We start from the raw sequence: 13,720 nt of genomic DNA, 5'->3' as shown, positions 1-13,720 counted from the left end.
ATCGCAGGTGCATATTGCAGCACCTGCAGGCTTTACCCTAAAAGTCGAATAAGAGATCCCGGCTATGAGAAACATCGTTCCACACGATTAACTTATAAAACTCTTCTGTTTTTTTAAAGTAAGAATACGCACAATTATCCTGAAAGAGTTGCAGGGTGAAAAGCGGTTCCAAACTTAGAAGAGCCGTTGCAAAGCAACGCAGGAAGTGACCGTGTGAAACGATAAGAATGGATTTTACCGGTAAATTCTCCATTTTTTGAATAAATTTTTCTGCCCTTTGATGTACATGTAAAATTCCTTCTCCACCGGGATAGGTTTCTTTGGGATCCCTTCTTACTCGATTTACTATAATAGGGTCCAATTCTGTCCACTTTTGTCCTTCGAAATTACCACAACTGATTTCTTTCAAAAGAGAGTCTGTGTGAACCTCCTGCTTCAGACTTTTAGCTAATATATCAGCCGTTTCCTTTGCCCGTTTCAAAGGACTTGAAAACATAATGTCTGCTTGAAACCCGGAGCCCTGTAACCTTTGAGCCAGGGCTTCGGCCTGTCTTTTTCCTTTTTCATTCAGAACACTGTCAATTCCTCCACCCTGTACAATGTTATGCAGGTTGAAATCTGTTTCTCCATGTCGAACGAGATAAATATGCTCTACCACGATGTAAAGATTCGTAAGGAAGCTCTTTTCTACAAGCAGAATAAGGGCTTGACTCTAGAGGAAAAGGTTTCATCTTTTCTGTGTGCGTGTCGGGTTTCTTATTTTATTTTTCCTGTTTCTTACCATTTTTTCAAATTTTAGTACAAGTCCCTTACCTACAGAGAGCTTTCTTCGTTTTTGCGAGGTTAAAACCAATCCAAAATTAAAACAGGCAATAGACGAAAAGGAAGACAGTTTCGGACTTTCTCTTTTATCTTACTGTATCTTGAAAGGTCAAACGGGGCAGGTTGATTGGCTTCTAAAACAGAATGCAGACAGAGAATCTCTGGCCTATAACTGGTGGACTCCTATCTTCTGGGCGAGCTTGAATGGAGAATACGCCTCTGTGCGCTTGCTTTTACAGGCCGGGGTTTCGGTCAATATAAAAGGTGATGATGGGAAAACTCCCTTACACCTGGCCTGTCTGGGTTTACATGAATCCCTTTTTATAGACTTTCTGAAGACGAATCCCTCTTTACAGCTTTTACCCGAGTTTATTAAAAAAAGTATTCATCACGGAGAAAAAGAAAACTATTTCTGGATTATTAGAAGCCTGCTTGTTAAAGGAGCCAATCCGGATATACCGGATGAGAAGGGTTTGAGCGTTCTGGATCTGGCAAAGCAAATAGAGGACTTAGAACTTCTAAAGATACTGGAAGAAAGCACGAAACTCTAAGCCTCTACTCTAATTACTAAACCCATACAGGCATAAACTCCTTTGGGATATTAATTATGCTGGATTTTATTTCAGGGATTCTGTATCTTATTTTAGTTTTATGTTAATACGCAGGATCTGGAAAAAGTTAGTCTTTACAGAAAAAATTCAGAACTTACATCATACCGTTCTGGCTAAGAGAGAGATTATCTTTAATAAACTCTTATTCATTGGAATCTCACAATTAGTCCTTGTCATTCTTGCAAGTTTAGTTATAGGACTCATTGCCTATTTATATCTCAATATCCTGTATACAGAACATCTTCTGGCCTATATCTTAACATCCTGTATTCTGATGTTCTTTTTAGCCTTGCTGTATAGATTCAACAACAAAAGTCCTTCCCATATCTTTAAAATTTTGGCCTATATACTTGCCCATATTTATATTGTTATTCTTTGTTTGTATTCCGGTCCCGGTCCAAGAATTGAAATGCTCATCTTTAGCTTATTACCCCTTCCATATTTTGTGATGGATAGGGAGAATAAGTTTTTTATTATAGCGGGAATTTTAATCAGTAGTTTTTTCTTAGGTTTAATCTTTTTTTTCTACTACAAAACCAGTGCCCTGTATCCTCTTCCTCCTATCTTTGATGGAAGCATTTTTTTTATAGCAATACTTTTTAACCTGAGTACCATTTCCATTTGCTCTTATCAATTCTTTTTAGAAACCTTCCGGGCAGAAGAAGCCCTTCAATTCGAACAGGAAAAGTCAGAAGAACTTCTTCTAAATATTTTACCCAGAGAGCTGGCTATAGAATTAAAAGAAGGAAAGAGATCTAAACCAAGACGTTATGATTATGCAAGTGTTTTGTTTACTGATTTTGTTGGTTTTACCCGTGTCTCACAAAAGCTTAGTCCGGAAGACCTGGTCAGTGAGCTTGATGATTTTTTTAGCAAAATAGACAGTATTCTTGAAGAATATGGAATCGAAAAATTAAAAACTATAGGTGACGCCTATATGTGTGCTGCCGGAATCCCAAATCCCTCTCCAAGTCACGCGGTAGATTGTATTTTACTGGCATTAAAGATTGTCGAATTTTCCAGAAGATTAAAAAAAATCAGGATAAAACAGGGGAAGAATTTTTGGGAACTCAGAATTGGAATTCATTCTGGGCCTTTAGTTGCAGGAGTAATCGGTCAAAAAAAATTCGCTTATGATGTATGGGGAGACACGGTAAATACTGCCAGCCGTATGGAATCGACCGGTGAGAGTGGAGAAATTAACATTTCTGACTCTACCTATGAGCTGGTAAAAGATTTCTTTGTATGTGAACCGAGAGGTAAACTATATGCAAAGAACAAAGGCTGGATAGAAATGTATTTTGTAAAAGGCATACACCCAAATCTTTCTTTATCAAAAAGAGGAAAAACACCAAATGAAAAATTTATGGAAAAATATAAAGTGTTAGGTTTTGAAGAAGAAAACATTACAATTTGAATATATGTTAAAGTAGTGAATTTTTCAAAAAAAGGCCGATAGGAGTAAAGTTATTTCCCGTAATACGAACTTAGTATCTTCTGATATAGATAAAGCTCTTGTCTTTTCGTCCCGGAAAAAACTATCCTATCGACCCGAAATTAGGGCATGATTAAAGTAGAAATAAAATTAGCTAACCGTTGAAAGAACCGCAGTACGTAAGATTTCTTCCCATTGCTTTAAACCTTCTTCCAGTCGTTCTGTAACACTTTTTAGCTCATGACGGCTGAGCCGCCTGCCGAGTAAGCGGGTAGCGATAGCATTCGCATCATCTTTGGTTATGAAAAATATAGTATCATCAACTTTTGACATTCATCACTCCTTTATCTATATACATATATACGTATTATATGTATAGTTAGTAAAGCATTTTTTTCTACTCTTCTTATTTTTTTTGCAAAAATTCAGAACAAAATTTTTAATAAAAATGATTTCAGGAAAAAGGCCTGAAAATACCCTGTCCATAAAAACGAAAAATAGGAATAAAAACCTTACATGGCAGAAGATCCTTCTTTTACGAGCTTCCTCCAGAAACTTACTAACCTCGAAAAAACCCGGTTTTTTAATGCATTTCAAAACTACACATTGACGAAACTCGAAGAGGTTCTGGATTATTTTAAGCTAAATCGAGACGAAATCAATCGAGAAAAGTTAATCCGCATTTCGGTTGTAGGAACAAACGGAAAAGGTTCAACCTCTCATTTTATTAGCCAACTGGCGCTTATGTCGGGAAAATTTAAAAATGTTGGCTTATATACCTCTCCGCACCTTGAATCTTATCTGGAACGAATCCAAATAAATTCTGAATTCATTTCGGAAAACTGGCTGGATAACAAATTAAAAAATTTATCCAGGCAAGAAAAAAGTTTAATAGGAGAACTTTCTTATTTTGAGCTTTTAACCCTGATGAGTATTTTATTTTTTCATGAATCTAAATGCGATATAGAAGTTTATGAGGCAGGACTGGGCGGAAGACTTGATGCAACGAAATTAGTATCTTCCGATTATGTAGTGCTTACGAATGTGGGTTTAGATCACACGGAAATTTTAGGTAGCAGTCGTGAAAAAATTCTAATCGAAAAACTAAATATTATCAGCGATTATACAAAGCATATTATTCATACCATCGATAAAACAGACCCTATATTTCCTGTATTGGAAAAGTTCTGCAAGAATAATCGGGTAGAACCCAGTTACTATCGATTAGTTAATTCCAGAGATTATCTCGATAATAATAAAAAGTTAGCTTATTTTGCATTTAATAAAATACTAAAAATGGAAAAAATACCGGAAAGCAGAAACAAAACTTATTCAGAAAACTTAATACCTCCCCCCGGACGAATTGAAACCTTACGAGAAGACGCATCTGTTATTTTTGATATAGGACACAACCCCGCCGGGATAAAGATGTTTTTACACTCAGTATCCCTTCGCTATCCACAAAAAGATTGGGTGTTTTATTTTGCCTGCCTGAAAGATAAGGATGGAAGAGCAATGTTGGAAGAAGCATTACAATATAAAAAAATAAAAGAAATCAAATTGGTTCTGGGTCCGGATTTTCAAAAAGAGATACCGGGATTCTATAACTTACAGAACATACAACTTAGCGATCTTGTCACGGTTCTTCAAAACGAAAAAGAAAACATTCTCATCGCCGGCACTTTTAGATTGTATGAATATGCAAAAAAGGCATTTCCCTGATGGAAGGATATATTTTCTTAAGTCTTCTGTTTCCGTTTTTTTTTCTTACGGTCTGGTATCTTTCTAAAAAACTAAATAAAACTATATCCCTGGAAGAATTAGAATCAAAAAAAACAGAGCTTATCATAAAAGAAGAAAAAATAGAAAACCTCGAAAAAGAACTGCGATATTGTAAAGAAGAAGGAGAGAAGAATAAAGAATTATTAAATCGTTATTCACAAAATCTGGCTTATAAAACAGCAGAAACGAATTCTTTAAAAGAGCAGCTAATTTCAGTAAAAGAGGAAAAAGAAAATATAAGAGAAAAATTAAAACTGGATTTTAAACATATAGCAAACCAGGTTTTACTTGATAGTTCTCTACAATTAAATCAAAAAACCGGAGAAACCCTGGCTACAATTTTACAGCCCCTCGGAGAAAAGCTCGAACGCTTTGAGAAGAAAATTGATTTAAATCGAGAAAAGCAACTTCATGAAACGGTTTCTTTAAAGACCCAGATCAGTAAACTGGAAAGCCTGAACTTTAACCTGGCCAAAGAAGCCGCTAATTTAAGTGCTGCTCTCAAAGGGAATAGCAAGATCAGGGGTGATTGGGGAGAGTATCTTCTGGAACAGGTTTTTGAAAATTCCGGACTCATGAGAGAAATACATTTCAGCAAACAGGTAAGTATGGAAAGTGAAACGGGCCAGAGGCTTCAACCTGATTTCATTGTCCATCTTCCCGCTTCCCGCTCTATTATTGTAGATTCTAAACTTTCCTTATTAGCTTATGAAAGATATATGAGTACGGAGGAGGATGCGGAAAGACTAAAATATTTATCCGAACATATACAGTCCATAAAAAACCATATTAGCTCTCTTAGCAAAAAAAATTATCAAAGTCTATACAATATCCAATCACCGGACTTTGTATTAATGTTTATACCCATAGAACCTTCCTTTAGTCTGGCACTCAAAGAGAATTCGGATTTATATCAATTTGCACTTGAAAAAAATGTTGTTATAGTTACCGTCTCTACTTTACTTGCTACTCTTCGTATTATAAGTAATATCTGGAAGCAGGAAAATCAGTCTAAAAACGTATTAGAGATTGCCAAACAGGGTGGATTACTATATGATAAATTTGTAAATTTTGTGGAAGACTTACAGCGTATAGGAACCTCCCTTGAACAGGGGCAAAAAGCTTATGATTCAGCCCTCAAACGTCTTTCGGAAGGACAGGGTAACTTGATTCGTAGTGCCGAAAAAATTAAGGATTTGGGAGCAAAAGCTTCAAAAAATTTACCGGACTCCCTTATGAAAGATTAAATTATACTTGCCACAAAATCAGGCAGAAAATCCTAATTCCTAGGATTATATGCTTACCGAAAGATACGAAGAGGATCCGTTTCTTGCTCACTTAGAGAAACTGCAACAAGATTCCTACTGTGTTATTGAGAATTACATAAGTCCGGAAGAAGTCAGGATGTTTCGATACGAAATTTCTGAATTAGAAAAAAGAGCCTGTTTTAAACCTGCCGGAATCGGAAGGGGTCAGGATTTACGAAAAGACATTCGGGGAGACAAAATCTATTGGATAGAAGAGAACTCTCCTAGCCCCGTTCAAAAACTCTATTTGCAGAAATTAGAAGAAATTAAAGAAAGGGTGAATCGGTATTTCTTCATGGGTCTTTTTTCGGTAGAACTGCATTATGCCATCTATCCACCCGGAAGTTTCTACTTACGACATCTGGATAATTTTTTAAACTCCAATAAACGTATGCTAACAGCGGTTCTTTATTTGAATAAATTTTGGGAAGAGTTTCATGGAGGACTTTTAAAAATTTATAAAAAAGAAAAAGAGTATAAGGAAACAATAATAGAGGTTCCCCCTTCACCCGGAACTCTGGTTTTATTTTTATCACGGGAACTAGAACATGAAGTTTCAGTCTGTTATGTAAATCGCTATAGTTTGACTTCCTGGTTCAAGGTAAGGTAAAAGGAGTTAGGGACACAAGCTCCCGGAATACAGATAAAATCTACACTTTTATTCTTCCTGTTCCCATTCGTAGAATTATAGGAACCGGAACCAAAGACATCGAAAAAACGCAGAATGTTTTTTAATATGTGGGTATTTATAAGTTCAGAAATATATAGTATTTTCATATATACAGTTTTCATAAAATATCCTTTTATATTAATTGAACTTTATTGTTCTTAAATAATTTCGTTTTTATTAAAAAAGGAATCAAACAAAAAATGAAGATAAAGAATTTAGAATATTCCTTTTTTTTAAATAATTAGGGAAAATATCCACTGATAATTTTTTTGTTCTTCCCTAAACGTTAATAAGCCAGAAGCGAGCTTCGAGCAAGTCAGAAGTAGCCAGATACAAGCTATTTTGAAAAAAATCTCAAAAAGTATCCCAAAAGTCCAGTTTCGGCTTCCCTTCTATAAAAATTTTTTGTTCCATTTGTGCATTTTCAAACCCTTTATAGTAGGGGATCATAAAATGAAACAGAAAGATACGGAAAAACAGAACAGGCTTTTACCCTTATATAGTGATATTGTATTTAAGATATTTTGCATAAAGAAACCTAATCTCTTAGCAAAACTCTTAGATGCTGTTCTCGGATTTAAGGGAAGGAATAGGATCGAAAGTCTACAAATACTCAATCCGGAAATACCCGGTAACACCCGGAATGATAAATTATCTATTCTGGATATACATGCTGTAAATAAACGCAATGAGCATTTTGGAGTAGAAATGCAGGGCTTCCCCCAGGATTATTTTGGAAAAAGGGTATTGTATTACTGGGCTAAGCTCTATTCACAGCAAATTAAAAAAGGAGCTACATATGTTCAGCTGCAACCTGTGTATTCCGTTTCTTTCTTGAATTTTAACCTGCTGCAAATAGACAACTTTCATTCTACTTTCCAGCTATTAGAAAAAGAGAATCCGGAAATAGCCTTGACGAAAGATCTGGAAATCCATATAATAGAACTACCCAAATTTCTGAAACAGGTAGAGGAACTCGATACTGAGCTGGAAAACTGGTTGTATTTCCTTGGAAAAGCCGAGCATTTGCAGGAAAAAGAGATGAAAGAGTTGCAAGAAAGAAACCCGGTCATGGAAGAAGCGATAGAAGCTTTGAAAGATATATCCCTCGACGATAAGACCAGGGCTTATTACGAGATGCGCCTGAAATCGGAAAGGGATTTTATGGCGATGAGGCATTATGCCTACCATGAAGGACTCAAAAAAGGAGTGGAACAGGGCATCGAACAAGAACGCCTGCTGGCAGAGAAAGTAATTGAGAAAGAGAGAAAAAGAGCTGAGCATAAAAAAGCCCTCCGAACCGCGATAAAAATGAAACATGCAGGTTCCTCTCTTGATTTCATTTCAGAAATGACTGAACTTCCGAAAGCCTATCTTGAAAAGTTTTTCAAAAAAGTGCTTAGGGATTAGAGGTTTGGTTTTAGCTGTCAGCGATCAGCTAAACAGCCATCAGCTTTTGTGATAGATAAGCTTTTTCTTATAAAAGGGATGCTTAACTATCTAAGAGCTGATAGCGTAAAATTAGTGGTTTTGCTTGAAAGTATGGCTTTCCAAAAGGAAAACAAGCTCTGGAACTATTACTAATCCCTAATATCTAAAAACTAATAGCTAAGCCTTGAGCGTGCTGATCGCTGAAAGCTAAACATGTAATGCCTCCAGATCCCTTTCCACTTCTTCCCTTGAAAAACCGGGATGCGGGTTTTCTTCCATACGTTTTTAAGTGATATTATTAATGGTAGAGCCAAACACCTCCCAATCGATGTTATTCTTAAACTAAATGAAGAGCATGGATTTAGCATTAAATGGCTAATACAGGGAACCGGACAAATGTTGGATGTGAAAAGCAGCAATTCTCTTAGTGAAGAAGAAGAAATCATTCTTAATGAAGTCCGAAAAGATCCGAAACTATTGCATATTTTAAAAGATTTGATTGTTTCCCTTAAAAAAATTCTGTAAGTATCCTGCGTCATTTTTAGCTTCCTGATTATTTTTTTAGTTGCAGCTTGGACTTATTTGTTATTTGCTATGATTTTGAAAGATTATGGCATTTTTTAGTATGAAGATATTTGTAAATCCTATCTTATTACTCTAAATTTGTGAATCAAAAGGTTGAATCGGCTTATTATAATGACTTCAAATTCATCAAACTTATATACTTCCAATCTGGATGTGCTTCTACACAATTATAGAACTGTTTCCAGAACCGAACGGGAAAAAGGAACATATTTTGAAGAGCTGGCCCTTGCGTATTTTCGATATGAGCCAACCTATAGTGATCTCTATGAAAAAGTCTGGAAATATGCAGATTGGGCGAAGGAGAGCGGCATTTCCGGGATGGATACAGGTATTGATCTGGTAGCAAAAACAAAAGGCACAGAAGAGTATCATGCCATTCAATGCAAGTTTTATGCAGAAAATCACAGGGTTCAAAAATCGGATATTGATAGCTTTTTTACTGCTTCGGGTAAGAAACCCTTTACGCATAGAATCATTATTGCTACAACAAATAATTGGAGTGAACATGCGGAAGACGCCCTTATTGGACAAAATCCACCGGTAACAAAAATAGATCTTCATGATCTAAAGAGTAGCCAGATTGATTGGACAAAATTCCATCCAGATAAAAAGCCTGTTTTAAAAGAAAAAAAGAAACTGCGCAACCATCAGAAACTCGCAGTAAATTCAGTAATCGAAGGTTTAAAAACTTCAGATCGGGGCAAGCTTATTATGGCCTGCGGCACAGGTAAGACTTTTACCAGTTTAAAAATTGCTGAAAAAGAAGCCGGTAAAGGTAAATGGGTTTTGTTTCTTGTGCCGAGTCTTGCGTTATTATCCCAAACTCTAACAGAGTGGACACAGGAAAGTGAAGTCCCGCTGCATAGCTTTGCAGTTTGTTCGGATAGTGAAATTGGTAAGAAAAGAAAGAAAAACGAAGAATTAGTCGAAACATTTTCCCATGAACTGCGCTATCCTGCCAACACTAATCCCGACAGACTGGCTTTTGAAATGAAGAAACGTCATGACAGTGAGCACATGAGTGTAGTCTTCTCTACCTATCATTCTATAGATGTAATTCATGAAGCTCAGAGGAAGCATAAGTTAGGTGAGTTTGATCTGGTTATTTGTGATGAAGCCCATAGAACAACCGGTGCAACCTTTGCCGATCAGGATGAAAGTAATTTTGTAAAAATCCACGATGCAAAATATATCAAAGCTGCCAAACGCTTATATATGACAGCCACTCCTCGAATTTATGCTGACATTGCTAAAGTCAGTGCTGAAAGAGAAAATGTAACTCTCTGTTCAATGGATGATGAAAGCATTTATGGCAAACAACTTTATGTCTTAACTTTTTCTGATGCTGTAAGTCAGGATCTTCTCGTGGACTATAAAGTGATTGTTCTTGCTGTGGACGAAGCCCATATCAGCCATAGATTACAGACCCTTTTGGCGGATGAAGACAATAATATAAAAGTTGACGATGCTGCAAAAATCATTGGCTGCTGGAAAGCATTGAATAAACAGGGAGCAAATGATGAGCTTCTTGATGATGCAGAGCCAATGAAGCGAGCAGTCGCCTTCTGTCAGGTTATTGAATATAATAAAAATGCCAGAACTCATAAGGTCAGTTCCAAAACTATTGCAGGAATGTTTCAGGAAGTTGTAGAAGCCTATAAAGAAAAAGATCCTTTTCCCAATGGTTTAAATTGTATAGCCGAGCATGTGGATGGAAGTATGAATGCTACAGAAAAAGAGTCCAGAATTCAATGGCTTAAAGAAAGTAGCGATGACAACACATGTCGTATACTAAGCAATGTCCGCTGTCTTTCTGAAGGTGTGGATGTACCGGCTCTGGATGCTGTTTTATTCTTAACTCCCCGTAGTTCTCAGGTGGATGTTGTACAATCGGTGGGTCGAGTTATGCGTAAGTCACCCGGTAAAAATAAGGGTTATGTGATTTTGCCTGTAGTGATTCCTTCTGGTGTACAACCGCATGAGGCTCTTAATGACAACAAGACCTATAAAGTCGTCTGGCAGGTTTTACAGGCTCTTCGTTCTCATGATGACCGTTTTGATGCTATGATCAACAAAATGGAACTGGTTGGCCCTGATAAAAGCAAGATGGAAGTCATTGCGGTAACAGATAAGATAGGTAAGAAAACAAAAAGCAGTTCAGACAAGCAAAATATAGCCAGAGGTAAAGACAATCTGGGGAAAACAAAGTCTTCAGTTTCTACTGCAAAAGAAGACAAACAGCAAACTTTAAAGTTTGATATTGGTGAAATTGAAATTGCGATCTATGCCAGAGTAGTTGAGAAATGTGGAAATCGTCACCACTGGGAAGATTGGGCAAATGATATTGCCAGAATTGCCAATACTCATATTACAAGAATCAAAACGATTATTGGTAAGAAGGAAAATACGAAAGAGATAAAAGCCTTTGATGAGTTTGTAGAAGAATTGCGGGATGATTTGAATGATAGTATCAGCCGTGATGAAGTCGTAGAAATGCTGGCTCAACATCTTATCACCAAACCGGTCTTTGATGCTCTCTTTAGCAGTTATGAGTTTGCCAAACAGAATCCGGTTTCTATGGCAATGGATAAGGTGTTAAAGCAATTAGAAAAGCATAATATTCAAAAAGAAGCGGACACTCTCGAACGTTTTTATGCTTCTGTGAAACTTCGTGCGGAAGGAATAGACAATGCAGAAGGCAAACAAAAGATTATATTAGAACTGTATGATAAATTTTTTCGTAATGCTTTTCCACGATTGACGGATAGACTGGGCATTGTTTATACTCCGGTAGAGGCGGTAGACTTTATCATCCACAGTGTGAATGATGTTTTAAAACAGGAATTTGGCCAAACTCTCGGTTCGGATAAGGTGCATATTCTGGATCCGTTCACAGGCACAGGAACTTTTATTACAAGGTTAATGCAAAGCGGGTTAATCAGCCCTGCGGAACTAAAGAAGAAATATAAAAACCAGATTCACGCGAATGAGATAGTTCTCCTCGCCTATTACATAGCAGCTATCAACATCGAAGCCACCTACCACGACATTGTATCGCAAGCTTCCAGCTTGCATAGCTTGCAGGACGATTACATTCCCTTTGAAGGCATACTACTAACCGATACTTTTCAGTTGTATGAGAAAGAGGATCTAATCAGTCGGGTTCTGGTGGATAATAGCGAAAGGAGAAAAAGACAAAAGTCTTTACCGATAAAAGTAATCATCTGCAATCCACCATACTCAGCAGGGCAGAGCAGTGCTAATGACAACAACCAGAACATCAAATACCCGGCATTAGATGCGAGGATAGAAGAGACTTATGTAAGACATTCTACTTCCACAAACAAAAACGCACTCTATGATTCCTACATCCGTGCTATCCGCTGGGCAAGTGATAGAATCGGCAACAATGGCGGAGTCATGGGCTTTATCACCAATGCAGGATTTACTGAATCAAATGCCATGAGTGGAGTAAGAAAATGTTTGCAGGATGAGTTTAGTAGTATCTATATATTTCATTTAAGGGGCAATGCCAGAACATCAGGAGAATTAAGAAGAAAAGAAAAGGACAATGTATTTGGACAGGGTACTCGCACTCCTATTGCTATCACAATCTTAGTTAAAAATCCGAAGGCTAAAAAACAAGGAAATATCTATCTCCATGACATAGGCGACTATCTTAGCCAGCAAGAAAAGCTGGATAAAATCAAAGATCTGCAAAGCATAGAAGGAATCACAAAGCAAAAGCTATGGAAAAAAATCACACCCGATAAATACAACGACTGGCTCAACCAGAGAGACGATAGCTTTTATGAATACATTTCTCTTGGGAATAAAAAAGATAAAACACAAACAGTATTATTTGAGAATTATTCAGCAGGTGTTAAAACCAATCGCGATCCCTGGGTTTATAATTCTTCTCAAAAAGAGTTAATACATTCTGTAAAAGAAATGATAGATTTCTATAATTCAGAAGTAGATAGGTATAGCAAAGCCTGTAAAGGAAAGCAAAAAGATAAATACCCAAAAGTCGATGATTTTATAAATACCAACACTACAAAACTTAGTTGGGTGCGGAGCACTAAAAATGATTTAGCTAAATTTAATAAACGAAATTATGAAAAAAGCAGTTTGGTGAAATCATATTACAGACCTTTTTTTAAACAAAATATGTATTACTCAAGAATATTTAATGATATGGTCTACCAAATGCCACAAATCTTTCCCGAAGCAGATTCGGAGAATTTAGTGATGTACATGAGTGGTTTGGGAAATAGTGGCAAAGATTTTTCTGTTGTAATGGTCGATACAATTCCTGATTTGAATATGCAACATTCCGGTGGACAGGGCTTTCCTCTCTACCTCTACGACAAAGCAGAAGCTAAGGAAGATAATTTGTTCTCTAAATCTTCTTCTAAATCTAATAAGCGTTATGCAATCACCGACGAGGGTCTAGCTCATTTTCAGAAAGCTTATCCCAAAGAGAAAATCAGCAAAGAGGATATTTTCTATTACATCTACGGACTCCTGCATTCTCCCACTTACCGCGAGAAATATGCCGACAACCTTTCCAAAGAATTACCCCGCATTCCCTGTGTGAAAAGAATCGAGGATTTCCAAGCTTTCTCAAAAGCCGGTAGGGATTTAGCGAAACTGCATATTGGTTATGAAACGGTCAAACCGTATCCGGTTTCCATTCATGTAGCCAAAGGTCTGCGAGCTTTGGCCCTCAAGCCGGAGCATTATTATGTAACCCAGATGAAATATGGTAAAACCGGTAAGAAAGAAGACAGAACCAGGTTAATCTACAACGAATACATCAGCCTGAGTGAAATTCCTCTTGAAGCCTACGACTACATTGTCAATGGCAAACCCGCACTTGACTGGATTGTCGAACGCTACTGCGTTAAAACCGACAAAGCAAGCGGCATCACCAACGACGCAAACCTCTGGGGCATAGAGACAGAGAACAACCCCAAATATCCACTGGAACTATTCCAGCGGGTGATTACAGTTAGTCTGGAAACAATGAAGATTGTGAACGTACTACCGGAGATGCTGGTGTGAGGAGGGGGAG

General features: G+C 37.1%; 10 protein-coding genes. 8 read left to right on the top strand and 2 right to left on the bottom strand.

What is annotated here, in order from left to right; genetic code table 11:
• Positions 1-37: 37 nt before the first annotated feature.
• A complete protein-coding gene (locus tag H7A25_05525) occupies positions 38-658 on the bottom strand; it encodes a histidine phosphatase family protein (GenBank protein ID MCP5499341.1) in 621 nt (206 codons plus the stop codon).
• Between the two features lie 82 nt (positions 659-740).
• Here H7A25_05525 and H7A25_05520 point away from each other — a divergent pair, with 82 nt between their 5' ends.
• Together H7A25_05520 and H7A25_05515 are read left to right on the top strand one after the other, a co-directional pair.
• Positions 741-1,373 carry an ankyrin repeat domain-containing protein gene (locus tag H7A25_05520; GenBank protein MCP5499340.1) on the top strand — a complete coding sequence of 211 codons (633 nt, stop codon included), beginning with the start codon at positions 741-743 and terminating at the stop codon, positions 1,371-1,373.
• A 100-nt stretch (positions 1,374-1,473) separates the two neighbouring features.
• Entirely contained in the window at positions 1,474-2,850 is a 1,377-nt protein-coding gene (locus tag H7A25_05515; GenBank protein MCP5499339.1) for an adenylate/guanylate cyclase domain-containing protein, read from the top strand.
• Between the two features lie 168 nt (positions 2,851-3,018).
• On the opposite strand, the gene H7A25_05510 is transcribed toward H7A25_05515, so the two are convergent.
• Positions 3,019-3,201, bottom strand: coding sequence for a hypothetical protein (locus H7A25_05510; protein MCP5499338.1), 183 nt, complete (start codon positions 3,199-3,201; stop codon positions 3,019-3,021).
• 183 nt (positions 3,202-3,384) lie between these two features.
• Between H7A25_05510 and H7A25_05505 the strand changes: the two genes are divergently transcribed.
• From H7A25_05505 to H7A25_05480, 6 genes are all read left to right on the top strand, one after another.
• On the top strand, positions 3,385-4,590 hold the full coding sequence (locus tag H7A25_05505) for a hypothetical protein (protein MCP5499337.1): 1,206 nt from the start codon (positions 3,385-3,387) through the stop codon (positions 4,588-4,590).
• Positions 4,590-5,897 carry a DNA recombination protein RmuC gene (gene rmuC, locus H7A25_05500; protein MCP5499336.1) on the top strand — a complete coding sequence of 436 codons (1,308 nt, stop codon included), beginning with the start codon at positions 4,590-4,592 and terminating at the stop codon, positions 5,895-5,897. The genes H7A25_05505 and rmuC overlap by 1 nt, the downstream gene beginning before the upstream one ends.
• Positions 5,898-5,946: 49 nt before the next feature.
• Entirely contained in the window at positions 5,947-6,567 is a 621-nt protein-coding gene (locus H7A25_05495) for a 2OG-Fe(II) oxygenase (protein MCP5499335.1), read from the top strand.
• Between the two features lie 513 nt (positions 6,568-7,080).
• Positions 7,081-8,037, top strand: a complete 957-nt coding sequence (locus H7A25_05490; protein MCP5499334.1) for a PD-(D/E)XK nuclease family transposase — start codon at positions 7,081-7,083, stop codon at positions 8,035-8,037.
• Between the two features lie 282 nt (positions 8,038-8,319).
• Positions 8,320-8,583 carry a hypothetical protein gene (locus H7A25_05485; GenBank protein ID MCP5499333.1) on the top strand — a complete coding sequence of 88 codons (264 nt, stop codon included), beginning with the start codon at positions 8,320-8,322 and terminating at the stop codon, positions 8,581-8,583.
• 171 nt (positions 8,584-8,754) lie between these two features.
• Positions 8,755-13,710: a DEAD/DEAH box helicase gene (locus H7A25_05480; protein MCP5499332.1), complete on the top strand. Its 4,956-nt coding sequence runs from the start codon at positions 8,755-8,757 to the stop codon at positions 13,708-13,710.
• Positions 13,711-13,720 lie beyond the last annotated feature (10 nt).

It is taken from the genome of Leptospiraceae bacterium, assembly GCA_024233835.1.
GTDB lineage: Bacteria > Spirochaetota > Leptospiria > Leptospirales > Leptospiraceae > JACKPC01.
Note: the sequence above shows the minus strand (reverse complement) of the source record. Positions and strands in the feature narration are given on the sequence as shown.

What these genes read in the sequence shown, in the direction of transcription:
- H7A25_05510 (MCP5499338.1), bottom strand. Translation starts at nt 3,201, where the DNA reads ATGTCAAAAGTTGATGATACTATATTTTTCATAACCAAAGATGATGCG.
- H7A25_05505 (MCP5499337.1), top strand. Translation starts at nt 3,385, where the DNA reads ATGGCAGAAGATCCTTCTTTTACGAGCTTCCTCCAGAAACTTACTAAC.
- H7A25_05490 (MCP5499334.1), top strand. Translation starts at nt 7,081, where the DNA reads ATGAAACAGAAAGATACGGAAAAACAGAACAGGCTTTTACCCTTATAT.
- H7A25_05480 (MCP5499332.1), top strand. Translation starts at nt 8,755, where the DNA reads ATGACTTCAAATTCATCAAACTTATATACTTCCAATCTGGATGTGCTT.
- H7A25_05485 (MCP5499333.1), top strand. Translation starts at nt 8,320, where the DNA reads ATGCGGGTTTTCTTCCATACGTTTTTAAGTGATATTATTAATGGTAGA.
- H7A25_05515 (MCP5499339.1), top strand. Translation starts at nt 1,474, where the DNA reads ATGTTAATACGCAGGATCTGGAAAAAGTTAGTCTTTACAGAAAAAATT.
- rmuC (MCP5499336.1), top strand. Translation starts at nt 4,590, where the DNA reads ATGGAAGGATATATTTTCTTAAGTCTTCTGTTTCCGTTTTTTTTTCTT.
- H7A25_05495 (MCP5499335.1), top strand. Translation starts at nt 5,947, where the DNA reads ATGCTTACCGAAAGATACGAAGAGGATCCGTTTCTTGCTCACTTAGAG.